The following is a 23,243-nucleotide window of genomic DNA, read 5'->3' as shown; positions in this document are numbered from 1 at the left end:
ATGCTCCACCGGGAGTCGAGAGACGCCTGCACCCGACGGGACGAAAGCTTGCCGGATGCTTCCATTTGGCCACACATCGGGAATGCTGGGCCAAATTGGGGAGGCCGGGAGCAATTCCCCGACCCTCTTCGAGAATGAAGCGTCTCCTACAGGATGAAACGCGACAAGTCCGTGTTTCGGGAGAGGTCGCCGACATGCTTCTCGACATAGGCGGCATCGATGGTCACCGAGGTGCCGTTGCGGTCCGGCGCGTCATAGGAGATATCGTCCAGCACCCGTTCCATCACCGTCTGCAGCCGCCTGGCGCCAATATTCTCGACGCTGGCGTTGAGGTCCACGGCGATGCCGGCCAACGAATCGATGGCGTCGTCGGTGAAGACCAGATCGACGCCTTCGGTCTTCATCAGCGCGATATACTGCTTGATCAGGCTGGCTTCGGTCTCGGTGAGGATGCGGACGAAATCGCCCTTCTCCAGCGCCCGCAGCTCGACGCGGATCGGCAGGCGGCCCTGCAATTCCGGCAGCAGATCGGAGGGCTTAGCGATGTGGAACGCACCCGAGGCGATGAACAGGATGTGGTCGGTCTTCACCGGTCCGTATTTGGTCGCAACCGTGGTGCCTTCGACCAGCGGCAGCAGGTCGCGCTGCACACCTTCACGCGAAACACCGGCACCGATGCCGCCTTCGCGCGAGGCGATCTTGTCGATCTCGTCAAGGAAGACAATGCCGTCATTCTCGGTCGATTCGAGTGCCCTGCGCACCACTTCGTCCTGATCGAGCAGCTTGTCGGACTCGTCGCTGATCAACAGCCCGTAGGACTCCTTGACGGTCGTCTTGCGCAACTTGGTCTTCTTGCCGCCCATCGCTTTCGACAGCATATCGTTGATGTTGAGCACGCCGATATTGGCGCCCGGCATGCCGGGGATCTCGAAGCCGGGCATGCCGCCATTGCCGGTATCGGCCACTTCGATCTCAATCTCCTTGTCGTCGAGCTCGCCGTCGCGCAGCTTCTTGCGGAAACTGTCACGGGTGGCCGGGCTCGCCGTCTTGCCGACGAGCGCTTCGAGCACCCGTTCCTCGGCGTTGATGTGGGCACGCGCCTTGACGTCCTCGCGCATCTTCTCGCGAACCAGCCCGATGGCGATCTCGACCAGGTCGCGGATGATCTGCTCGACATCGCGGCCGACATAACCGACCTCGGTGAACTTGGTGGCTTCGACCTTGACGAAAGGCGCACCGGCAAGGCGTGCCAGGCGGCGCGAAATCTCGGTCTTGCCGACGCCGGTCGGGCCGATCATCAGGATATTCTTCGGCATCACCTCTTCGCGCATCTGGCCCTCGAGCTGCTGGCGGCGCCAGCGGTTGCGCAAGGCAATCGCCACGGCACGCTTGGCGTCTTTCTGGCCGATGATGAAGCGGTCGAGTTCCGAAACGATTTCGCGAGGAGAGAAGGTGCTCATGTCACTAAATTCCACTTTGCCACTGCCGAATGGACTCGAACGGATGCAGCAGCATGATCACGTTGAGTGTCAGATTGTCCCGAATGAGATAGCCGACACCGAATTCGAAGATGAGGGCGAGGGTTACGACCACCCATATAGGAAGCCTTCGCGCCATGACAAACCCCAGCACCATGGCCAGTGTGTCCGACACCGAATTGATGATGCTGTCGCCATAATAGTCGAGCGAGATCGTGCCAGCGCGATAGCGATCGATGATGAAAGGGCTGTTCTCGAGCAGCTCCCAGCCGCCCTCTATAACCACCGCAAAGGCCAGCCTGAGCCCGATCGGCGAGCGCGGGAAAAGGAACCACGCCAGCGCATAGAACAGGAAACCGTGAATGATGTGCGAGAAGCTGTACCAGTCGGAAATATGCTGGGAATTCTCCGAGCTTTGCACGATGCCGTGCCACAGCTTGACATAGCCGCAGGTACAGATCGGCGTCCGCCCCATGCCGTAAAGGACCCCGGCCTGGAAGATGACCAGGCCGAGAACCAGCAGAAGCCCCATTCGCCAACTGTCGTAGTAGGCCGAGACGGTTTTGTCGCTGGATACGCTCATGCTGCTATTGCCCCTCTTCTGCGTCACCCTGTCCGGCATCACCCCTCTGGGGCATCAATCGCCATCAGCACGGCATCGCCATATTCCGACTTCCTGCGATCGATAGCCGTGAAACCGGCCTTTTCATAGGCACGGATAGCCCGTGCATTGGCGGGGTCCGGGTCGATGATGACGCGCGGCGTACCTTCCTCGAAAAGCTGCTCGACGAACTGCCGGACGATCGCCGAGCCGTGGCCGACCCCGACAAGCTCCGGCACGCCGATCGACAGATCGATGCCGAGCGTGCCGAACGGCTGGTCGCTATAGGGATGGCCGTCCTCCAGATGCGGATCGTAGCTCTGCAAATAGCCGATGGGCTTTCCGTCGAGCTCGATAATCAGCGGCTCGACCGAAATGCTGTCGATATGCTCGCGGATCTCCGCAATCTCGGTCTCTGGGTCGTTCCACCATTCGGCGACATGCGGCTCGGCAAGCCAGCCGGCGATCATCGGCAGGTCCCTCTGGGTCACCGGCCGAAAACCATAGCGGAGGCTCCGCTCAGGCGGCATCGAGGGTTTCGACGACGAAGTTGTTGTTGGTGTAGACGCAAATGTCTGACGCGATCTGCATCGCCTTGCGGGCGATCTCCTCTGCGCCCTTGTCGCTGTCCACCAGCGCGCGTGCCGCTGCCAGCGCGTAATTGCCGCCCGAGCCGATGGCCATGACGCCAAATTCGGGCTCCAGCACGTCGCCGGTGCCGGTCAGCGCCAGCGACACCGACTTGTCGGCCACCAGCATCATCGCTTCCAGCCGCCGCAAATAGCGGTCGGTGCGCCAGTCCTTGGCAAGCTCGACGCAGGCGCGTGTCAGCTGGTCGGGATATTGTTCGAGCTTGGCTTCAAGCCGCTCGAGCAGAGTGAAGGCATCGGCGGTGGCGCCGGCGAAACCGGCGATGACGTTGCCGCCCTTGCCGATGCGGCGCACCTTCTTGGCGTTGCCTTTCATGATGGTCTGGCCGAGGCTGACCTGGCCGTCGCCGGCGATCACCACCTTGCCGCCCTTGCGCACGGTCAGGATGGTCGTGGCATGCATGGTCAGTTCATTCGACATTTTCTGCTCCGATAAGCACCGATCCCATCGAGGCGATCGGCGCGTTACGAGTGACTTGATCGGCCATATGTATGCATAGGCCGGACGATTGCAAACCGGCCATCCACCGGGTCGGATCGGGCTCCGCAGCGGTAACTGGCAATCGCCGGATCATGCTGCTAGAAGGCTTTCGTTTTCAGGCATGTGAACGCCTGAATCGTGCAAAATCTGAGACAAGGATGAGGTCATGGCGCCCCGTTCCGCCGAGATAAGCCGCAAGACCAGGGAAACCGACATCGCCGTGTCGGTTCAGGTCGACGGCTCGGGCAAATCCGACATTTCGACGGGCGTCGGCTTCTTCGACCATATGCTGGACCAGTTGTCGCGCCATTCGCTGATCGACATGACCGTGAGGGCCAAGGGCGACCTGCACATAGACGACCACCACACGGTCGAGGATACGGGCATTGCGCTCGGCCAGGCGCTGGCCAAGGCATTGGGCGAGCGGCGCGGCATCATGCGCTACGCCTCGATCGATCTCGCCATGGACGAGACACTGACGCGGGCGGCAATCGATGTCTCCGGGCGGCCTTTTCTGGTCTGGAATGTTTCATTCTCGTCGCCGAAGATCGGTACGTTCGACACCGAGCTGGTGCGCGAATTCTTCCACGCGCTGGCGCAGAATGCCGGCATCACGCTGCATGTCACCAATCATTACGGCGCCAACAACCACCACGTCGCCGAGACCTGCTTCAAGGCCGTGGCGCGTGCGCTGCGTTCGGCGCTTGAGCGCGACCCGCGCCAGCCGGACGCGGTTCCCTCCACCAAGGGATCCCTGAAAGGATAGCGTCATGGCCATCTATGTCGTGATGGAGCCGCCAGGCCGCAGCGAAAGCGTGGACACTACCTTTATCCGTGACGGCTTTGCCTGGCTCGGCTTCTTGGTGCCGCCGCTGTGGCTGGCCTGGCACCGGCTGTGGGTCGAGGCGGCATTGGCGTTTGTCGCCATGGGCCTGCTCTCGATGCTGGGCGAAAGGCTGGACCTGGAAACAGCCGGCTCGCTTTTATCCCTGCTTGTCATGCTCTTTGTCGGACTGGAAGGGCAGGGCTTGCGGATCGCAGGCCTGCGCCGTCGCGGCTGGCATGAATGGGGCGTGGTCGAGGCCGACAGGCTCGACGACGCAGACGTCCGCTATGCATTGGAAGCCGATGCTCAGTCGGATGAACAACCGACGGTGCAACGCATCGTCCCAGACGCAGCACATGCCCGGTCGGCGCAGATGGGCCTGGCGCTGGGGCTGAACCATATTCCGGGAAAGCCCTGAGATGAGGGTGGCGATCATCGATTATGGGTCGGGCAATCTGCGCTCGGCCACCAAGGCCTTCGAGCGTGCCGCGCATGAAGCCGGCATTGCCGCCGCGATCGAACTCACCGCCGATGCCGAGCGGGTCAGGACCGCCGACCGCATCGTCCTGCCCGGCGTCGGTGCCTATGCCGATTGCGCCGCTGGACTGCGTGCGGTCGCCGGCATGTGGGAAGCGGTCGAGGAGGTGGCGATCGCCAAGGCTCGGCCGTTCCTCGGCATCTGCGTCGGCATGCAGCTGATGTCGGAGCGAGGCCTGGAAAAGATCGTCACAAAGGGCTTTGGCTGGGTCGCCGGCGACGTCAAGGAGATCACGCCGGCCGATCCGACACTGAAGATCCCGCAGATCGGCTGGAACACGATTGATCTGAAGCGCAAGCATCCGCTGTTTTCCGGCATTGCGACGGGTGGCAAGGGACTGCACGCCTATTTCGTCCACTCCTACCATCTCGATGCACGGAAGGAGGATGAGGTGCTGGCGGTTGCCGACTATGGCGGCCCGGTAACGGCCGCTGTCGCCCGCGACAACCTAGCCGGAACGCAATTCCACCCCGAGAAGAGCCAGGCGCTGGGCCTGGCGCTGATCACCAATTTCCTAGGCTGGAGGCCCTGAACCATGAGCAAGAAGGGCTATTGGATGGCAATGGTCGATGTCCACGATCCCGAGATCTACAAGCAGTACATCGAGGCCAATGCCGCGGCTTTCGCGAAATACGGCGCGAAGTTCCCGGTGCGCGCCGGGCGGTACACCAGCCCGGAAGGACCGGCAGGCAATCGCCACGTGCTGGTGGAATTCGAATCCTATGAAAAGGCGCTGGAATGCTACGGCTCGCCTGAATACCAGGAGGCCTTGAAGTACAGGCTCGCCGGCTCGACCGGCCACTTTGTCATCGTCGAAGGCGCCTGAAGGTGTTTCTGTTTCCGGCGATAGACCTCAAGGACGGCAAATGCGTGCGCCTCAGGCATGGCGACATGGCGACCGCCACCATCTACAATGACGATCCCGCCGCTCAGGCGCGCGCCTTCGAAGAGCAGGGCTTCGAATGGTTGCACGTCGTCGACCTCAACGGCGCCTTCAAGGGCCAGAGCGTCAACAGCGCCGCGGTCGGCGCCATCCTGAAGGCGACGAGCAATCCGGTGCAGCTCGGCGGCGGCATCCGCACCCTGGCGCAGATCGAGGACTGGCTCGACCGTGGGCTGGCCCGCGTCATTCTTGGCACCGTGGCGGTGCGCGATCCGGATCTGGTCAGGCAGGCCTGCAAGGCATTCCCGGGCAAGATCGCCGTCGGCATCGACGCCAAGGGCGGCAAGGTCGCGGTCGAAGGCTGGGCTGAAGCCTCGAGCCTCGGCGTCATTGAACTGGCGAGGAAATTCGAGGGTGCCGGCGTCGCCGCCATCATCTACACCGATATCGACCGCGACGGTGTGCTGACCGGCATCAACTGGGACGCCACCATCGATCTCGCCGACGCGGTGTCGATCCCGGTTATCGCCTCGGGCGGGCTCGCCTCGATCGCCGACATCGTGCGCATGACCATGCCCGATGCCCGCAAGCTCGAAGGCGCGATCTCCGGACGCGCCCTCTACGACGGCCGCATCGACCCGGCCGAGGCATTGGCGATCCTGCGTGGCAAACCGATGGCAGGGGTGTGAAACGTGAAGGTCTCGATTATCGTTGCTCCCTACGACAGCGGGCACTATCACGAAGGGTGCGGCCAGGGGCCGGACGCCATCATCGGCGGTGGGCTGGTCGAAGCCCTGACCGTGGCTGGCCATGACGTCGCCGTCGAAGATATCGGCAAGGTCGGAGACGAGCAGGGGCGCGAAATTGCAACCGGCTTCGCCGTCTGCAACGCCGTCGCGACCAAGGTTAACCTCGCCCGCGATGGAGGACGCTTCCCCATTATCCTTGCTGGAAATTGCCTGACCGCCGCCGGTGCGGTCGCCGGTGAAGTTGCGGATTCGATCATCTGGATCGACCAGCATGGCGATCTCAACACGCCGGAGACGTCCTCCTACGGCTTTCTCGACGGCATGGCGCTGGCGGCGACGCTCGGGCTCTGCTGGCATCCGATGGCGGCAGCAATTCCGGGGTTCCGGCCGATAGACCCTGCGCGCTGCATGCTGGTCGATGCCCGCGACCTCGATCCCGACGAAAAGCGACTGCTGGAAACTTTGCCGATCGTGCGCACCGAATGTGCCGGTGCACTCGATATGATCGGAAAGCTCACGGCGACAGGGACTGTGCGGGCGCATCTGCATCTCGACCTGGATGTCCTCGATCCGGATGTGTTGCAGGTGAACCGCTACGCGCACCCGGGCGGCCCGAGTCCGGAACAGCTACGGCAGCTTGCCTGCGGACTGGCCAGGTCAATCCCAATCGTCGGCGTGACGCTCTCGGCCTACGACCCGGCCTTTGATTCCCAGTCCGAAGTTCCGCCCGTCGTCGGCCAGCTGCTTGTCGACTTTCTTGCGGCGATCGAGAGGATCTGATGCTGAAAGCCCGCGTCATCCCCTGTCTCGACGTCAAGAACGGCCGTGTCGTCAAGGGCGTCAATTTCGTCGACCTGGTCGATGCCGGCGATCCCGTCGAAGCGGCAAAAGCCTATGACGCGGCCGGCGCCGACGAGCTCTGCTTTCTCGACATCACCGCCTCGTCGGAAAACCGCGAGACCATTTTCGATGTCATCGCCCGCACCGCCGAACAATGTTTCATGCCGCTGACCGTTGGCGGTGGCGTCCGTCAGGTCGCCGACATCAGGAAGCTGCTACTGGCCGGCGCCGACAAGGTGTCGATCAACACGGCGGCGGTGAAGACCCCAAATTTTGTCGCCGGGGCTGCCGACAAATTCGGCAACCAGTGCATCGTCGTCGCCATCGATGCCAAGAAAGTGTCCGCTGCGAGCGAGGCTGATCGCTGGGAGATATTCACCCATGGCGGCCGCGAGAAGACCGGCATCGACGCCGTCGAGTTCGCTCGGCGAGTGGTCGATCTCGGCGCCGGCGAGATCCTGCTAACATCGATGGACCGCGACGGCACCAAGGCCGGCTACGACATAGCCCTTACCCGCGCGGTCGCCGATGCCGTACGCGTGCCGGTCATCGCTTCCGGTGGCGTCGGCACGCTCGACCACCTTGTCGAAGGCATTCGCGACGGCCATGCCGGCGCGGTGCTGGCGGCGTCGATCTTCCATTTCGGCACCTACAGCATCGCCGAAGCCAAGCTGCACATGGCTCAGGCCGGACTGCCGATGCGGCTGGACTCGCCGGGTAATCGGTCCTAGAGCCTTTCCGGCTAAGAAGAGGCTGTAAACGCCGTCATGACCGAGTTCTCGCTCTCCGATCTGGAGAAGATTATTGGCGAACGCGCACGTTCCGGCGATCCGGATTCGTGGACGGCCAAGCTCTTTCAGCGTGGCATGAGCAAGGCAGCGCAGAAACTCGGCGAAGAGGCAGTCGAAACGGTGATCGCAGCCGTCAGCGCCGATAGGGCCGCGCTTGTTTCGGAAAGCGCCGATCTCATTTATCATTGGCTTGTCGTTCTCGGCATAGCGGACATTCCGCTGAGCGATGTGCTCAACGAGCTTGAACGCCGCACCGGTCGTTCGGGCATCGCCGAAAAGGCGTCTCGGCTGGACCGGGGCTGATCGCTGCGGAGGAACTCGATGGACCAGCTCGCTCCTACCGAGAAGTATTCACCCTATCGTTTCTTCTCGGCCGAGCAATGGTCGCGGTTCCGCGCCGATACGCCGATGACGCTCACCGAGGACGAGGTCCGTCGTCTGCGGTCGCTGAACGATCCGGTCGATCTCCACGAGGTCGAGCGCATCTATCTTTCGATGTCACGGCTGTTGTCGGCTCATGTCGAAGCCAGTCAACTCCTGTTCAGGCAACGCCAGGCCTTCTTCAACGCGCTGGACGCGGCCAAGACACCGTTCATCATCGGCATTGCAGGTTCCGTGGCGGTCGGCAAATCGACCACGGCGCGCGTGCTAAAGGAGCTGCTGGCGCGCTGGCCGTCGAGTCCCAAGGTCGACCTGGTCACCACCGACGGTTTCCTGCTGCCGAACGAAATCCTGCGCCGCAACAATTTGATGGAGCGCAAGGGCTTTCCGGACAGCTACGACGTCGGCGCGCTGCTGCGCTTCCTGTCTGGCATCAAATCGGCGCAGCGCAACGTCCGCGCGCCGGTCTATTCGCACCTGACCTATGACGTCATTCCGGGCGAGTTCCAGACCATCGACCGGCCCGACATCCTGATCTTCGAAGGCATTAATGTCCTGCAGCCGGGCAAGCTGCCCAAGGACGGCAAGATCGTGCCTTTCCTGTCGGATTTCTTCGACTTCGCCATCTATATCGATGCCGAGGAGGCGCTGATCCATCACTGGTATATCGCCCGCTTCATGCGGCTGCGCGAAACCGCCTTCCGCGACCCGGCCTCCTTCTTCCACCGCTATTCGCAACTTTCCGAGGATGCGGCCCGCGCCATCGCCGAGGGCCTGTGGACCAACATCAACCTGAAGAATCTGCGCGAGAATATATTGCCGACCCGCGCCCGTGCCGATCTCATCCTGCGCAAGGGCGCCAACCATCTGGTCGAGGAAGTGGCGCTCAGGAAACTGTGAAATCCCGGGACATTCCTTAAAGTCATCTTAACCCAGTCTTTCTATTGTCGGGCCTGATCTGCGGGCTCGGCAAACAAATGAATGCGCCATTCCTAAACATCGATCGGCCGGCAGCTGACCGCATCGCACGTCCGGGCAGCGGCGGCGCAACGATTGCCCTGATCGTGCCTGTCCACAATGAGGAAGGCGCAATTGCTCCATTCCTGAAGGCGGTATGCGAAAGCACCGCGCCGCTGAAGGACAAAGGCGTTGCCCTCGAGTTCATCTTCGTCAACGACGGCAGCAGCGATACGACGCTCGAAAAGCTGATCGAAGCCCAACAAACCGATCCACGCATCCACGTAATCGACCTTTCACGCAATTTCGGCAAGGAAGCCGCGATGACCGCGGGGCTCGACAGCTGCGATGCCGATGCAGCGATTCCGATGGATGTCGATATGCAGGATCCGCCGCATGTCATTCCGCTGCTTGTGGAAAAGTGGCGCGAGGGTTTTGAGGTTGTTCTGGCCAAGCGAGCCAATCGGTCGAGCGACAGCTTTCTCAAGCAGCGCTCCGCCTCGATGTTCTACCGCGTTCACAACTGGATCGCGCAGCAGAAGATCCCGCACGATGTCGGCGACTTCCGTTTGATCGACCGCCAGGTCATCCAGGCGCTGCGGTCTTTGCCCGAACGCCGTCGTTTCATGAAGGGCCTGTTCGCCTGGGTCGGGTTCCGCACCGCAAGCGTCGAATATGTCCGCGATCAGCGCATCGCCGGCCAGTCGAAATTCTCCGGCTGGAAGCTGTGGAACTTCGCGCTCGAAGGCATCACCAGCTTCTCCACCGCTCCGCTTGAAATCTGGACCTATGTCGGCGCGACGATTTCCGCGCTGTCGTTCCTCTACGGCCTGCTGATCGTCGCCAAGACAATGATCTTTGGCGTTGATGTGCCCGGCTACGCCTCCCTGCTGGTCAGTGTTCTTTTCCTTGGCGGCATCCAGTTACTCGGCATCGGCATCATCGGACAATACCTCGGCAGGGTCTACGCCGAGATCAAGCAGCGTCCGATCTACATCGTGCGCCGCAAATATGAGGGAATGAGCTGATGGAGATCGACGCCTACCGACAGATGGCCGCCACCGAAGACGAGCATTGGTGGTTCTGCGGGCGTCGCGCCATCGCCGAGGCGGTCATTCGCAGCATCGGCCTGCCTGAAAACGCGCGCATCGTCGAGATCGGCGCCGGCACCGGCGGCAACATCCGGATGCTGGAGCAGTTCGGCGCAGTGACGGCAGTCGAGATGAGCGATCTCGCGCGCAGGATTGCCTGGGAAAAGACCGGCCGCGACTTCCTCGCCGGACATCTGCCGGACAACATTCCTGTCGCGCCGCAAAGCTGCGACCTCGTCTGCCTGTTCGACGTGCTGGAGCATGTCGCCGAAGACGAGGCGTCGCTTGCCGCGATCCGCCAAGTGCTGAAACCGGGCGGCAGCGTGGTCCTCACTGTGCCCGCACACCAATGGTTGTGGAGCACGCATGATGTGGGGCTGCATCATATGCGGCGCTATTCACGCAATCTGCTGCGTCAACGAATCGAAAGGGCTGGTTTCGCGATCGACCGGCTGAGCTACACAAATGCCGCGCTCTTCCCGGTAGCGGCGCTGGCAAGACTGGTGGACAGGTTGCGCAAGTCGGCCTTGCCAGCCGGCCATGCCACGCCGCCAAAACCACTGAATGCGGCGATGAAGGCAGTGTTTTCGGCGGAAGGCCGCATCATACCAAATGCAAGCTTGCCCTTCGGGGTTTCGCTGCTGGCGGTATTCCGCAAGGACAGCGCCGTCGAAACCGCTCGCCTCGACGAGAAATTGGCAGCTTGACCGCGTCATGGGCACCGGCTCGTATCGTCGACTATCGCGCTTTGCGCTGATTGGCATCGCGTCGACGCTGATCTACGCAGTTTGCGCTTTTCTGCTGTCGCGTGGACAGGCAACGGCGGCCCTGCCGGCGGCGCTCACATCGTTTGCGGCCTACGCCGTCGCCGCGCTGTTCTCCTACACCGGGCATAAATATTTCACGTTCACCTCGGGCGGCAGCCACGCTATGGAATTGCCCCGCTTCCTCCTGCTCACCGCTTCCGGCCTCGCCGTCGCGATCGCCCTGCCGGGGCTTTTGACCCAGATGCTCGGCGTCCCTGCCGCAATCCCGATCCTGCTCACCTGCATTGCCGTGCCGGTCATCAACTATGTCGTCCTCGGGCGGTGGGTGTTTCGTGGTCTCTAGCGCGCGATCCCTCAGTGAACTGCTGCCCGGCGCCAACCGCTTCTCGCCCTTTGTGGGCGTAGCGGGTGCTCCGTTGCTGCTGGCCAGTCTGGTCGTCACATACGCCGTCTGGCTATCGACCGTTGCAATTCCGACCAATGTTGACGTGTCGTGGCTTCTGGTCGTCTGCGACCGCCTGCTTGGCGGAGAGCGGCTCAACACCGACATCGTGGAGACCAACCCCCCTTTCTCGATCTGGCTCTACATGCCGTTCATGCTCCTGGAAAAGCTCACTGGCATGCGTGCGGAATTCTGGCTGACGCTTGGCGTCGTTTGCCTGAGCCTGGCCAGTCTTTTCGTTTCCGTCCGCATTCTCGCGCGCGATGAACCGGTCTACCGGCAGCCCCATGCGCTGTGGGCGGCAGCGGCGGCCCTGTTTTTGATCCTGTGTTTCATGCCGGATCAATTCGGCCAACGCGAGCACTTCGCATTGATTGCCATTCTGCCTTGGGTGGCGTTGCAATGCACACGTCAGCGGAACCTGGATTTCAGCGCGGGCTCGCGCCTGGAGCACATGGTCGCGGGCTTCGGCGCGGCGGTCGTGGTCATGGTCAAGCCGCCCTATTTTGTGCTGGCCTTCATGTTGCCGTCGCTCTGTCTTGCGCTTGAAAGGCGGTCGCTGAAACCGCTCTTCGTCGCAGAGAACCTGGTGGGCGCTGCGATCGTGGCCGCCTATATCGCGTCCATCGCGCTCTTCGACCGCGCTTACGTCAGCGACGTCCTGCCCTTGGTCAGGGAGGTCTATCTTCCGTTGAGGGCCTCTGCCGCCGATATGCTGGCAAACTGGCCGAAAGTGGTGCTGCTTCTGGCCGCCGCCACCGTGCTTGCGGCCGGCGGCCTGAGAAAGACGAACTGGGACGTCAGGGTTCCGCTCCTGACCGCCCTGGGGTTCATTCCGGCCTTCATCGTCATGGGCAAGGGTTGGCCCAATCACGCGCTGCCGATGGTCGTTGTTGCGACACTTGCATTTGGCATCCAGCTTGTGCGGTTCGGCACATTCGGCAGTGCAGGCTTCGTTCGCAAGGCCGCCCTGATCTTCGGCTGCGTGCTGGTGCTGCAAATAGCGGTCAGGGCACAGTACGCGGCGCTGACGACGGATAACGGCCCGATCGCCCGGTCTGTCGCCGCGATCCGCGCAACGGTCGAAACCCCGACCATCATGTCTATTGCCGACCAGATGCAGGTTGCCCATCCCCTCGCCAGGCTGGTCGGCGGCAGGTTCATATCACGCCATCCGAGCGCCTGGGCGGTCTCCAACGCGGACACGCTCGCCCGCGTCACCGACGATCTCGAACGGAGACCGGAACTTGAAAGCATCCGCGATCGGGTGATCGGCGAAAACGCCGCCGAGATATCAGCGAAGAAGCCCGATATCGTGCTGTCAGGCTCGCCCGCGTGGACTGCCCTGATGCTGCAGGACAAGCGGATCCAGGTTGCCTTGGCCGACTATCGTCTGCTGCACGCCGAGCCGGAAATCACTGTCTATCTGCGTTACACGGCGCCTGCGCCGCTCCAAACCGATTGAGCAGGAGCCCCCGGAAACCCATGACACGGCTGGATCCAATCGCTCCGCTGGACGACATATGGCTCGATCTCGAGAGCCTCGGTGCAACAGCATGAGCGTCTCGAACGACATTGGCGGCTTGAGCCGCTGGCGCGACCGGGATATTGCGGCGTCGCTGCTTCCTAGCCGCAATGTCCTGGCCATTGCCGCAGTCACCGTCTTCTCGATCTTCTGGCAGCGACGTTGGGGGACTGTTCCCGACACTAGCTGGCTGATCACGGTCTGCGAGCGTATGCTGTCCGGTGAGCGGCTTTACTCGCAAATCTATGAGACCAATCCCCCATTCAGCGTCTGGCTCTATCTGCCGCCAGTGGCTGCGGCCAGATTGCTGGGCACCGCCCCGGAAATCCTGGTTGAGGCCTGGACATACCTTGCCGTGCTTATCGGACTTTCGCTCTCGGGCGTGATCGTCAAGCGTGCGGGTTTCACCGAAACTGCATCATTGTTTGCACTGGGGCCAGCGTTTTGCGCAATGTTGGTGGTCTTCCCCGGAAATGCCTTCAGCGAGCGGGAGCATATCGGCATGGCACTTTTCATGCCGCTGCTTGCGCTTCATGCCTGGCGCGCGCGCAGAGATGCAGCTGCCCAACCAGACCCCGGGCTCGCCGTACTCGCCGGCCTGTCGGGCAGCATTCTGCTGCTGGTCAAGCCCTACTATGCGATCATGGTGTTGGCGCCGGCACTGGTCGTTGCAGTGCGCCGGCGCAGTCTGAAATCGATCTTCGCCCTGGAACACTGGGTCATTGGCGGCATCTGCGTTGTCTATCTCAGCACGGTCACGCTGATCCATCCGGAATTCATGCGCGACATCTATCCCCTCTTGGCGGACGTTTATGCAAAGATCGGCATCTTTTGGCCGATTGTGATCGGCTACGGTTTCTCGTGGTGTTTCCTTGTCTTCCTGATCTGGTGGCTGTGGCCTGCCAGGCGGTTTCCAGAGCTGGCGGCGGTAGCGTTGGCGGCATCGATCGCTGGCATGTTTCCCCTGTTCTACCAAGCCAAAGGCTGGTCTTATCATGCCTATCCCGCGATCTTTTGCGCTGTGGCAGCCATTTTCTGCCTGCTGGCACTGCCCAGGATCGTGCAGCAGCCGTCGAAGCTGTTGACGTTCGTGACGGCTCCTTCGCGAGCTTGGGCATTGGCGGCGGTGGCAATCGCTTTCTTGCCGTACTGGAGCACCCAGAAACCAGGGCCGGCGCTGGTTGCCGCAATTCGCGCCGCCACCGATCGGCCGACCGTAGCGTTGGTCAGTTCGGATATTTCCTCGGGACATCCGTTGAACCGTATGATCGATGGGCAGTTCGTTTCGACCCACGTCAGCGATTGGCTTGGAGCGTTCGCACTTTCCCTGTCCCGGCACGCAGCCCTCTCGGGTGACACCGCCGAAGCCACGCGTTACCAGGCCATCATGGCGCGCTACGTCGAAAGCAAACGCGAAGAGTTCGCGCGTCTGCGCCCGGATATCGTCGTCTTCAAGAAAAACAACACAATGTGGACAAGCCAACTGATGGGGCGTTTTGGCTTTGACGCCATCCTGGCGCACTACCGCATTCTTATCGAGGACGAGACCGAGCGCATCTATTTGCGCGACGATTATGTCCGCCCGGGCCACCGGCCACCCGAACAGCCTATTTCGGCATCGTCACCCGTCGCAGCGTCAGATTGATGCGGCCGCCACTCCTGAGCAATGCCGAGGTCGACGGGTAGATACGGTCGACGCCGTGAAAGCAGAGCCGCCCTTCGCCGCCAAGCACGACGACGTCGCCGCTCCTCAGCCTGAACGATTTGGTGGCGCCGTCGCGCGTCGTCTGGCCGACCCGGAACAGGCAATCGTCGCCGAGCGACACCGAGACGACAGGCGCGGAGAAATCGCTCTCGTCGCGGTCCTGGTGAAGACCCATCTTGGCATCCTGCGAATAGAAATTGACCAGGCAGGCTTCCGGCGGGTGCGCATAGGCAGATACATCCCGCCACAGTTCGAGCAGCATCTCCGGGATCGGCGGCCAAAGCCTTCGGGTCACCGGGTGGGTCGGCTGGTAGCGATAGCCGTGCTCCTTGTCGGTGACCCAGCCCAGCGGACCGCAATTGGTCATGCGCACGCTCATCTCCTTGGCGGTACGCGGCATCGCCGGCACGAACAGCGGCGCCTTCTGCACGACCTGCCTGATATCTTCCACCAGCACTTCCTGCATGGCGCGCGACAGGTAGCCGGGCATATGGCGGACGCCTTTGGGCAGTACGAGCATCGCGTCGCTTAATCCGTTGGTCTGGAGAAATCAGAATGCCACCGTCAAATGAAAACGGCGACCCGAAAGCCGCCTCCGACGGTGGCTGCGCGCTTTAACCGGCGATCTGAGATCCGAAGCCGCTTCGGCTGTCACTCATCCCCGACCCGGCCGCGCAGTTTCTTGATCGAGCCGCGCCCGGCCTTGCTCTTGAGTCGTCTTTCGACCGCGCCTTTGGACGGCCTGGTCTTCTTGCGCGGCGGTGGTGGTGGTTCGGCGGCCTTGGCGACCAGTGCCGTCAGCCGCGCCCGGGCGTCCGCCCGGTTCTGCTCCTGGGTGCGGAAGCGTCCAGCTTCGATGACGATGACGCCGTCCTTGGTGGCGCGCTGGCCGGCAAGCTTGATGGTCCGTTCGCGCACCCGCTCCGACAGGCCAGCCGCATTGGCGGCATCGAAGCGCAATTGCACTGCCGTCGCCACCTTGTTGACGTTCTGGCCGCCCGGGCCGGACGAACGAATGAAGTCCTCGTGCAGGTCGCCCGGATTAATCACCGCATCGTCGGTAATGATGATCTTGTCGTCGGCGTTCATGCCGCACTCATGGCGCGGCAGGCGAAAAAAGAAAAGGCCCGATCGAAGCCGGGCCTTGAAGCATCACCCGGGGCGACGGCTATTCAGCCGCTACCTGCATGCGTGGTGCGGCGCCGAGCACGGTGGCGTCGACATGGGCTTCGAACTTTTCGAAATTGTCGACGAACATGCCGACCAGCCTTGCCGCCTGCCGGTCGTAGGCGGGCTTGTCGATCCAGGTCGATCTAGGGTCGAGAATGGCGCGGTCGACGCCGGCAACCGTCACCGGTACGTCGAAACCGAAATTGGCGTCGGTGCGGAAGTCGGCCGCTTTCAGCGAGCCGTCGAGCGCCGCCGCAAGCAGCGCCCGCGTTGCTTTGATCGGCATTCGCTTGCCGGTGCCGTAGGCGCCGCCGGTCCAGCCGGTGTTGACCAGCCAGCAATCGACGCCTTGGCGGGCGATGAGCTCGCGCAACAGATTGCCGTATTCCGACGGATGCCGCGGCATGAACGGTGCGCCGAAGCATGTCGAAAATGTCGCTTCGGGTTCCGTAACGCCCTTCTCGGTCCCCGCCACCTTGGCGGTATAGCCGGAGAGGAAATGGTACATGGCCTGCGCCGGGGTCAGCCGCGCGATCGGCGGCATCACACCGAATGCGTCGGCGGTCAGCATGATGATGTTCTTCGGGTGGCTGGCGCGCCCCGTCTTGCTGGCGTTGGGGATGAAGTGGAGCGGGTAGGCGCAGCGTGTGTTTTCGGTCAGCCCGCCGTCGTCGAAATCCGGCACGCGGCCTGCGTCGAGCGCCACATTCTCCAGCACCGTGCCGAAGCGCTGGGTGGTGGCGAAGATCTCCGGCTCGGCTTCGGCCGAAAGCTTGATCGTCTTGGCATAGCAGCCGCCCTCGAAATTGAAGATGCCGTGCGGTCCCCAGCCATGCTCGTCGTCGCCGACCAGCGTGCGCGACGGGTCGGCCGACAACGTCGTCTTGCCGGTCCCGGAAAGGCCGAAGAAAACGGCCGCGTCGCCGACGGGCCCTTCATTGGCCGAGCAGTGCATCGGCATCACACCTTTTGCCGGCAGCAGATAGTTGAGCACGGTGAACACCGACTTCTTCATCTCGCCGGCATACGAGGTACCGCCGATCAACACGATCATGTGCGAAAGATCGACGGCAATCACCGTTTCGCCGCGCGTGCCGTGGCGGGCGGGATCGGCGCGGAACGACGGCAGGTCGATGATCGTCAAATCGGGCATGAAATGCTCGAGTTCGGCGGCGGCCGGTCGGATGAGCAGATTGCGGATGAACAAGGAGTGCCAGGCAAGCTCCGTGATCACCCTGGTCGGCAGCTTCAGCTCCTCGTCGGCGCCGCCGACCAGGTCCTGCACATAAAGGTCCTTTCCAGCCGCGTGGGCGCGAAAATCGCCAAGCAGCGTATCGAACTGGATCGGCGAAATCGCTTTGTTGTTGTCCCACCATACATGCGGCGCGGTGCTTTCGTCGCGCACCACGAATTTGTCCCTGGGCGAGCGGCCGGTGTGCTGCCCGGTCTCGGCGGCAAGCGCGCCATGCGCGGTGAGTCGGGCCTCGCCACGGCGGATTGCCTCCTCGTAGAGCGCGGCCGCGCCGAAATTATAGCGCACCACGCCCGTGGTTCTTAGGCCGATCCGATCGATTGCACATGCAGGATTGCGTTTGCCGGCTTCCGACATGGATGTCCCTTCTTCGATTTACCGCGTCTTTACCGGCGAATTCCGGAACTCCCATTGCAGGAGCTAAAAACGTCAAAACCAGAAAAGGCGAATGATATCAAATCATTAATCGATTTAAATATTTTGAAAGTTGTTTAAATCGTTTATATGTGCAAAAACACTGATGGTTGCCCAAAGGATTGGCGATGTTCATTCGTCCAATCCATATCGAGGTACAATTGTGGCCGTCGACATGCCGCGCGTGACAGCGGATACAGCCTATGCCACATTTTGTACCTAATTTGTCCTGCAAAAGCCCCTTCTCGACGAAAGAAGGGACAGCTCATGAGGGAGCCGCTTGAAATGGCAACAATCGCGCTTGTCGACGACGATCGCAACATTCTGACTTCGGTTTCGATCGCCCTCGAATCCGAGGGTTATCGGGTCGAAACCTACACGGATGGGGCATCGGCGCTGGAGGGACTGGCGGCGCGCCCGCCGAACCTCGCCATCCTCGACATCAAGATGCCGCGCATGGACGGCATGGAGTTGCTGCGCCGGATGCGTCAGAAATCCGACCTGCCGGTGATCTTCCTGACCTCCAAGGACGATGAGATCGATGAACTGTTCGGCCTCAAGATGGGCGCCGACGACTTCATCCGCAAACCCTTCTCGCAGCGTCTTCTTGTCGAACGCGTCCGCGCCGTGCTGCGACGCGCCAGCACCCGCGAGGCGGCTGCCAAGGCGCCCAACCAGCAGGCCCGGTCGCTTGAGCGCGGCCAGCTTGTCATGGACCAGGAGCGCCACACCTGCACCTGGAAGGGCGAGCCGGTGACGCTGACCGTCACCGAGTTCCTCATCCTGCATTCGCTGGCCCAGCGTCCGGGCGTTGTAAAAAGCCGTGATGCGCTGATGGATTCGGCTTATGATGAGCAGGTTTATGTCGATGACCGCACCATCGACAGTCACATCAAGCGGCTACGCAAAAAGTTCAAGGCCGTCGATGATGACTTCGAAATGATCGAAACCCTTTACGGAGTCGGATATCGGTTCCGCGAAGCTTGAGTCGAGCGGGAGCTGCTATTCGATGGCAGTGCAAGTAGAGCGAGTGAGACGGTCGGGCGCCGCCAGGCGCCCGCCGCGGATTCTGCCCGGCTTCGTGTCGAAAATTACGGTGCCGATGCGCCGGTTTCTCGGCCATCACATCTTTTCCAGCCTGACGCGGCGTATCCTCTTTCTCAACCTTGCCGGCCTTGCCGTCCTGGTCACCGGCATTCTCTATCTCAATACCTTTCGCGACGGGCTGATCGACGCCCGTGTCGAGAGCCTGATGACTCAAGGCGAGATCATCGCCGGCGCGATCGCCGCCTCGGCGACGGTCGAGACCGATTCGATCAGCATCGATCCGGAGAAGCTGCTCGAGTTGCAGGCCGGCGAAAGCCTCGGCCCGGGCTCCGATCAGCTCGACAATCTCGATTTCCCGATCAATCCGGAGCGCGTGGCGCCGGTGCTCAGGCGGTTGATCTCGCCGACGCGCACACGCGCCCGCATTTACGACCGCGACGCCAACCTGCTGCTCGATTCCCGCCATCTCTATTCGCGCGGCCAGATCCTTCGCTACGACCTGCCGCCGGTCGAAGAGGAGCAGCCGGACCTTCTGGAGCGCATCCAGAAATTCGTCTTCGATTTCTTTCGCAACAAGCAGCTGCCCGTCTATCGCGAGCAGCCAGGTGGCAACGGCGCCGCGTTTCCGGAAGTGGTCAAGGCGCTTACCGGCAGCCCGTCGACGATCGTGCGGATCTCGGAGCAAGGCGAGCAGATCGTTTCTGTGGCGGTGCCGATCCAGCGCTTCCGTGCCGTTCTCGGCGTGCTGATGCTGTCGACCGAAGGCGGCGACATCGACAAGATCGTCGCGGCCGAGCGGAAGGCCATCCTGCGCGTGTTCGGCATTGCCGCCCTGGTTACCGCCATCCTGTCGATGCTGCTGGCCTCCACCATCGCCAATCCGCTGCGCCGGCTTTCCGCGGCGGCCGTCAGGGTTCGCCGCGGTGTCAAGAACCGCGAGGAAATCCCCGACTTCTCCGATCGGCAGGACGAGATCGGCAATCTGTCGATCGCCGTGCGCGACATGACCAATGCGCTGTACGCCCGCATCGAGGCGATCGAAAGTTTTGCCGCGGATGTCTCGCACGAGTTGAAGAACCCGCTTACCTCGCTGCGCAGCGCGGTGGAGACATTGCCGCTGGCCAGGAACGACAATTCGCGCAGCCGGCTGATGGATATCATCCAGCACGATGTGAGGCGGCTTGACCGTCTCATCACCGATATTTCCGATGCCTCCCGTCTCGATGCCGAGCTGGCGCGGGAAGATGCGGGAACCGTCGACCTCAAGAAGTTCATCACCGATCTGGTCGCCGTCTCGCGCGAGGCCACGCGCAACAAGAAGGCGGTCGAGATCGAATTCAAGGTCGCCAAACTGCCACAGGGCGTGAAAGGCTACTTCGTCGTCGGTCATGATCTGAGGATCGGCCAGGTGATCACCAACCTGATCGAGAATGCCCGCTCGTTCGTTCCCGAGGAACGTGGCCACATCACCATATCGCTGGCGCGCGCCGGCAAGTTCAACATGGTCACCATCGACGACAATGGACCCGGTATCCGGGCCGATAACATCGATCGCATTTTCGAGCGGTTCTATACCGATCGGCCGGCCGGCGAGGCGTTCGGTCAGAACTCGGGCCTTGGCCTGTCGATATCCAGGCAGATCGTTGAAGCCCATGGCGGCACGCTGAGCGCCGAGAACATCCCGGGCACCAAGCCTGGCGAGATCAAGGGCGCGCGCTTCGTGGTGACGCTGCCGGCGGAAGGCTGACGGATGAATTCCAATCACGCCTGGTCCTATTGTGCAGCCTGAAAATATTCACGGCACCGCGATCCTGATAGGTGATCGCGGCATTCTCATCACCGGACCGTCCGGCTTGGGCAAGACGACGCTGGCGCTCGCCTTGATCGATCATTGCAGCCAGCGTGGGCTGTTTTCCCGGCTGATCGGCGATGACCAGCTCTATGCTGCAGATTGCGACGGGCGGCTGGTCTGCCGCGCACCAGCCAGCATAGCCGGCCTCGTCGAGGTGCCGGGATTCGGCCCCAAACCGATACAGTTCGAGCCAAGCTGTGTGATCGACCTCATTATCCGGCTGGTGCCAGCCGGCAAAATGGCCCGCTTCCAGGAAGACTGCAGCGAACTCGTTGTCGGCGTACCAGTGCCGCGCATCGATCTTGCCGAGCGCAATGTAGCGGCGGCCTTGCCGGCATTGATGTCGCGCCTGTCGATTGCGCCTTTCCTGTGATCCGATTTCGATTTTTTGCTGCAATGCGTCAAATTGGCTTGGGCCGGCGCAATTTTGGGCTTGTCAACGGGCCTTGCGTCGACAAGATAGCGCTCCCGCCACCTGGAACGGTCGGCGAGCATAAAATGCGCCTGTGAAGCGGCGATGACGGGAGCCACCAAAGAATGATCGGACTCGTGCTTGTAACGCACGGTCAACTGGCCGCCGAGTTCCGCAATGCCGTGGAACATGTCGTTGGGCCACAAGACAATTTCGAGACCGTGGCGATCGGTGCCGACGACGATATGGAACAGCGCCGCCGCGACATTATCGAGGCAGTCGGCCGCGTCGATACGGGATCAGGCGTCATCGTTTTGACCGACATGTTCGGCGGCACGCCCTCTAACCTTGCCATTTCCGTGATGGAATCCGGGCGTATCGAGGTCATTGCCGGCATGAACCTGCCGATGCTGATCAAGCTGTCCAGCGTTCGCAAGGGCGACAACATGACGGCCGCGCTGGATGAGGCGCAGGCTGCCGGCCGTAAATACATCAATGTCGCCAGTCAACTCCTGAGCAGCAAATGAGCGCGCTCTTGCCGGAAAAGGACAAGATCGTTCGCGACTTTCCGATCGTCAACCAGCGCGGCCTGCACGCACGCGCCTCGGCCAAGTTCGTTCAAATCGCCAGTGGCTTCAACGCCACGGTCCAGGTCGAGAAGGACGGCGTCAAGGTCGGCGGCACCTCGATCATGGGCCTGATGATGCTGGCGGCGAGCCCCGGTTATTCGATCCGCGTCACCGCCACCGGCCCGGAGGCCGAAGAGGTCATCGATGCGCTGGAGCAACTGGTTGCTTCCCGTTTTGGCGAGGAATGCTGACGTGCGGGTCGCTTCCGAAGACATGCACGGATAAAGATTTCTTTATATCCCATTGTCGTCCGACTCCCGATCTGCTAGTCAGGCCGGCAACTCGCGCCCTCCGACACGCTTTCGGGGCGGGCGCGTCCCGCAATCAATTCGCATCGGAGCACTGCCATGACGGGTAGCAAGGACTATGTGGTCGCAGACATCGCGCTTGCCGGCTGGGGCCGCAAGGAGATCGAGATCGCCGAAACCGAAATGCCGGGCCTGATGGCCTGCCGCGAAGAATTCGGCGACAAGAAGCCGCTCAAGGGCGCGCGCATCACCGGCTCGCTGCACATGACCATCCAGACGGCGGTGCTGATCGAAACGCTTAAGGCGCTCGGCGCCGATATCCGCTGGGCTTCCTGCAATATCTTCTCGACCCAGGACCACGCTGCCGCGGCCATTGCCGAGGCCGGAATTCCGGTGTTTGCCGTCAAGGGCGAGACGCTGGAGGATTATTGGGTCTACACCGACAAGATCTTCCAGTGGGCCGATGGCGGCACCTCCAACATGATCCTCGACGACGGTGGCGATGCCACCATGTACATCCTGATCGGCGCCCGCGCCGAGGCCGGCGAGGATGTGCTGTCCAATCCGGGCAGCGAAGAGGAAGAGATCCTGTTTGCCCAGATCAAGAAGCGCATGCAGGCATCGCCCGGCTTCTTCACCAAGCAGAAGGAAGCGATCCGCGGCGTCACCGAAGAGACGACGACCGGCGTCAACCGGCTCTATCAGTTGCAGAAAAAAGGCCTGCTGCCGTTCCCGGCGATCAACGTCAATGATTCCGTCACCAAGTCGAAATTCGACAACAAATATGGCTGCAAGGAATCGCTTGTCGACGGCATTCGCCGCGGCACCGACACGATGATGGCTGGCAAGGTCGCGGTTGTCTGCGGCTATGGCGACGTCGGCAAGGGCTCGTCGGCTTCGCTCAAGGGCGCCGGCGCCCGCGTCAAGGTCACCGAGGTCGATCCGATCTGCGCGCTGCAGGCGGCGATGGACGGTTTCGAGGTGGTCACGCTCGAAGACGCAGCGCCGACGGCCGACATCGTTATCACCACCACCGGCAACAAGGACGTTGTTACCCTCGACCACATGCGCCTGATGAAGGACATGGTGATCGTCGGCAACATCGGTCACTTCGACAACGAGATCCAGGTGGCCTCGCTGCGCAACCTGAAATGGACCAACATCAAGCCTCAGGTGGATATGATCACCTTCCCGGACGGCAAGCGGATGATCCTTTTGTCGGAAGGCCGCCTGCTCAACCTCGGCAACGCTACCGGCCACCCGAGCTTCGTCATGTCGGCGTCCTTCACCAACCAGGTGTTGGCCCAGATCGAGTTGTACACCAAGCCCGGCCAGTACGAGAACCAGGTCTATGTCCTGCCGAAGCATCTCGACGAAAAGGTCGCGCGCCTGCATCTCGACAAGCTCGGTGCCCGCCTGACCGAACTGTCCGGCGAACAGGCGGCCTATATCGGCGTCACTCCGCAGGGACCGTTCAAGCCGGAACACTACCGCTATTAACCACGGCGAAACTT

At 61.9% G+C, this 23,243-nt stretch carries 27 protein-coding genes; 20 read left to right on the top strand and 7 right to left on the bottom strand.

The genetic code is table 11. From position 1 onward, the window contains the following. Positions 1-146 precede the first annotated feature (146 nt). The 4 genes from hslU to hslV are packed head-to-tail and all read right to left on the bottom strand — an operon-like array spanning position 147 to position 3,150. Complete coding sequence (gene hslU / locus NKI58_RS04370) at positions 147-1,460, bottom strand: ATP-dependent protease ATPase subunit HslU (protein WP_352782274.1); 1,314 nt, start codon at positions 1,458-1,460, stop codon at positions 147-149. A gap of 4 nt (positions 1,461-1,464) precedes the next feature. Further along, positions 1,465-2,061, bottom strand: a complete 597-nt coding sequence (locus tag NKI58_RS04365; RefSeq protein ID WP_023677528.1) for a DUF2585 domain-containing protein — start codon at positions 2,059-2,061, stop codon at positions 1,465-1,467. 38 nt (positions 2,062-2,099) lie between these two features. After that, positions 2,100-2,609 (bottom strand): GNAT family N-acetyltransferase, encoded by a 510-nt coding sequence (locus NKI58_RS04360; RefSeq protein WP_352576348.1) that lies wholly within the window; start codon positions 2,607-2,609, stop codon positions 2,100-2,102. After that, entirely contained in the window at positions 2,599-3,150 is a 552-nt protein-coding gene (gene hslV, locus NKI58_RS04355) for an ATP-dependent protease subunit HslV (protein ID WP_023677530.1), read from the bottom strand. The genes NKI58_RS04360 and hslV overlap by 11 nt, the downstream gene beginning before the upstream one ends. Before the next feature lie 226 nt (positions 3,151-3,376). On the opposite strand from hslV, the gene hisB reads away from it, so the two are divergent. The 14 genes from hisB (at position 3,377) to NKI58_RS04285 (ending at position 14,645) form a co-directional block, all read left to right on the top strand. After that, positions 3,377-3,976: an imidazoleglycerol-phosphate dehydratase HisB gene (gene hisB / locus NKI58_RS04350; protein WP_352576346.1), complete on the top strand. Its 600-nt coding sequence runs from the start codon at positions 3,377-3,379 to the stop codon at positions 3,974-3,976. A 4-nt stretch (positions 3,977-3,980) separates the two neighbouring features. Then, positions 3,981-4,454 (top strand): DUF2628 domain-containing protein, encoded by a 474-nt coding sequence (locus tag NKI58_RS04345; protein WP_352576345.1) that lies wholly within the window; start codon positions 3,981-3,983, stop codon positions 4,452-4,454. Position 4,455: 1 nt separating this feature from the next. Beyond that, the gene (gene hisH / locus NKI58_RS04340) at positions 4,456-5,106 is read left to right on the top strand and encodes an imidazole glycerol phosphate synthase subunit HisH (RefSeq protein ID WP_352576343.1); all 651 of its coding nucleotides are present in this window, start codon (positions 4,456-4,458) and stop codon (positions 5,104-5,106) included. A 3-nt stretch (positions 5,107-5,109) separates the two neighbouring features. Then, positions 5,110-5,400: a DUF1330 domain-containing protein gene (locus tag NKI58_RS04335; RefSeq protein ID WP_023677534.1), complete on the top strand. Its 291-nt coding sequence runs from the start codon at positions 5,110-5,112 to the stop codon at positions 5,398-5,400. 2 nt (positions 5,401-5,402) lie between these two features. Further along, entirely contained in the window at positions 5,403-6,146 is a 744-nt protein-coding gene (gene hisA, locus NKI58_RS04330; RefSeq protein ID WP_352454816.1) for a 1-(5-phosphoribosyl)-5-[(5-phosphoribosylamino)methylideneamino]imidazole-4-carboxamide isomerase, read from the top strand. A gap of 3 nt (positions 6,147-6,149) precedes the next feature. Then, positions 6,150-6,986, top strand: coding sequence for an arginase family protein (locus NKI58_RS04325; protein WP_352782272.1), 837 nt, complete (start codon positions 6,150-6,152; stop codon positions 6,984-6,986). Next, on the top strand, positions 6,983-7,777 hold the full coding sequence (hisF, locus tag NKI58_RS04320; protein ID WP_352853066.1) for an imidazole glycerol phosphate synthase subunit HisF: 795 nt from the start codon (positions 6,983-6,985) through the stop codon (positions 7,775-7,777). The genes NKI58_RS04325 and hisF overlap by 4 nt, the downstream gene beginning before the upstream one ends. 36 nt (positions 7,778-7,813) lie before the next feature. Beyond that, positions 7,814-8,140, top strand: a complete 327-nt coding sequence (locus NKI58_RS04315; protein WP_352576337.1) for a phosphoribosyl-ATP diphosphatase — start codon at positions 7,814-7,816, stop codon at positions 8,138-8,140. Positions 8,141-8,158: 18 nt separating this feature from the next. Beyond that, positions 8,159-9,118, top strand: coding sequence for a type I pantothenate kinase (gene coaA / locus NKI58_RS04310; protein ID WP_023677538.1), 960 nt, complete (start codon positions 8,159-8,161; stop codon positions 9,116-9,118). 77 nt (positions 9,119-9,195) lie between these two features. Then, on the top strand, positions 9,196-10,203 hold the full coding sequence (locus NKI58_RS04305) for a glycosyltransferase family 2 protein (RefSeq protein ID WP_352454814.1): 1,008 nt from the start codon (positions 9,196-9,198) through the stop codon (positions 10,201-10,203). Then, a complete protein-coding gene (locus tag NKI58_RS04300) occupies positions 10,203-10,973 on the top strand; it encodes a class I SAM-dependent methyltransferase (protein ID WP_352782271.1) in 771 nt (256 codons plus the stop codon). The genes NKI58_RS04305 and NKI58_RS04300 overlap by 1 nt, the downstream gene beginning before the upstream one ends. Positions 10,974-10,980: 7 nt before the next feature. Next, positions 10,981-11,376, top strand: a complete 396-nt coding sequence (locus NKI58_RS04295) for a GtrA family protein (protein ID WP_023677541.1) — start codon at positions 10,981-10,983, stop codon at positions 11,374-11,376. Beyond that, on the top strand, positions 11,366-12,940 hold the full coding sequence (locus NKI58_RS04290) for a hypothetical protein (RefSeq protein ID WP_352824165.1): 1,575 nt from the start codon (positions 11,366-11,368) through the stop codon (positions 12,938-12,940). Before NKI58_RS04295 ends, NKI58_RS04290 begins: the two co-directional genes overlap by 11 nt. Positions 12,941-13,031: 91 nt before the next feature. After that, complete coding sequence (locus NKI58_RS04285; RefSeq protein ID WP_352576332.1) at positions 13,032-14,645, top strand: hypothetical protein; 1,614 nt, start codon at positions 13,032-13,034, stop codon at positions 14,643-14,645. Here NKI58_RS04285 and NKI58_RS04280 read toward each other — a convergent pair. The 3 genes from NKI58_RS04280 to NKI58_RS04270 all read right to left on the bottom strand — a co-directional run bounded on the left by NKI58_RS04280 (position 14,608) and on the right by NKI58_RS04270 (position 17,484). Further along, a complete protein-coding gene (locus tag NKI58_RS04280; RefSeq protein WP_352782269.1) occupies positions 14,608-15,225 on the bottom strand; it encodes an alpha-ketoglutarate-dependent dioxygenase AlkB family protein in 618 nt (205 codons plus the stop codon). The genes NKI58_RS04285 and NKI58_RS04280 overlap by 38 nt on opposite strands. Positions 15,226-15,356: 131 nt before the next feature. Then, positions 15,357-15,794 carry an alternative ribosome rescue aminoacyl-tRNA hydrolase ArfB gene (arfB, locus tag NKI58_RS04275; protein WP_023677545.1) on the bottom strand — a complete coding sequence of 146 codons (438 nt, stop codon included), beginning with the start codon at positions 15,792-15,794 and terminating at the stop codon, positions 15,357-15,359. 79 nt (positions 15,795-15,873) lie between these two features. Then, positions 15,874-17,484, bottom strand: coding sequence for a phosphoenolpyruvate carboxykinase (locus NKI58_RS04270; RefSeq protein ID WP_352568486.1), 1,611 nt, complete (start codon positions 17,482-17,484; stop codon positions 15,874-15,876). 342 nt (positions 17,485-17,826) lie between these two features. Here NKI58_RS04270 and NKI58_RS04265 point away from each other — a divergent pair, with 342 nt between their 5' ends. The 6 genes from NKI58_RS04265 (at position 17,827) to ahcY (ending at position 23,229) form a co-directional block, all read left to right on the top strand. Then, on the top strand, positions 17,827-18,528 hold the full coding sequence (locus NKI58_RS04265) for a response regulator transcription factor (RefSeq protein WP_023677547.1): 702 nt from the start codon (positions 17,827-17,829) through the stop codon (positions 18,526-18,528). 22 nt (positions 18,529-18,550) lie between these two features. Next, positions 18,551-20,335, top strand: a complete 1,785-nt coding sequence (locus NKI58_RS04260; RefSeq protein WP_352782267.1) for a sensor histidine kinase — start codon at positions 18,551-18,553, stop codon at positions 20,333-20,335. A gap of 31 nt (positions 20,336-20,366) precedes the next feature. After that, entirely contained in the window at positions 20,367-20,813 is a 447-nt protein-coding gene (locus tag NKI58_RS04255; RefSeq protein WP_023677549.1) for an HPr kinase/phosphorylase, read from the top strand. Positions 20,814-20,977: 164 nt separating this feature from the next. Beyond that, positions 20,978-21,379: a PTS sugar transporter subunit IIA gene (locus tag NKI58_RS04250; protein WP_023677550.1), complete on the top strand. Its 402-nt coding sequence runs from the start codon at positions 20,978-20,980 to the stop codon at positions 21,377-21,379. Further along, positions 21,376-21,672 carry an HPr family phosphocarrier protein gene (locus tag NKI58_RS04245; protein ID WP_023677551.1) on the top strand — a complete coding sequence of 99 codons (297 nt, stop codon included), beginning with the start codon at positions 21,376-21,378 and terminating at the stop codon, positions 21,670-21,672. Before NKI58_RS04250 ends, NKI58_RS04245 begins: the two co-directional genes overlap by 4 nt. 156 nt (positions 21,673-21,828) lie before the next feature. Then, positions 21,829-23,229 carry an adenosylhomocysteinase gene (ahcY, locus tag NKI58_RS04240; protein ID WP_023677552.1) on the top strand — a complete coding sequence of 467 codons (1,401 nt, stop codon included), beginning with the start codon at positions 21,829-21,831 and terminating at the stop codon, positions 23,227-23,229. The last annotated feature ends 14 nt before the right edge of the window (positions 23,230-23,243 follow it).

The sequence above is a fragment of the Mesorhizobium sp. M0522 genome, from assembly GCF_040321085.1.
GTDB lineage: Bacteria > Pseudomonadota > Alphaproteobacteria > Rhizobiales > Rhizobiaceae > Mesorhizobium.
The sequence above is the reverse complement of the archived record's forward strand: the minus strand, read 5'-3'. Positions and strand labels throughout refer to the sequence as shown.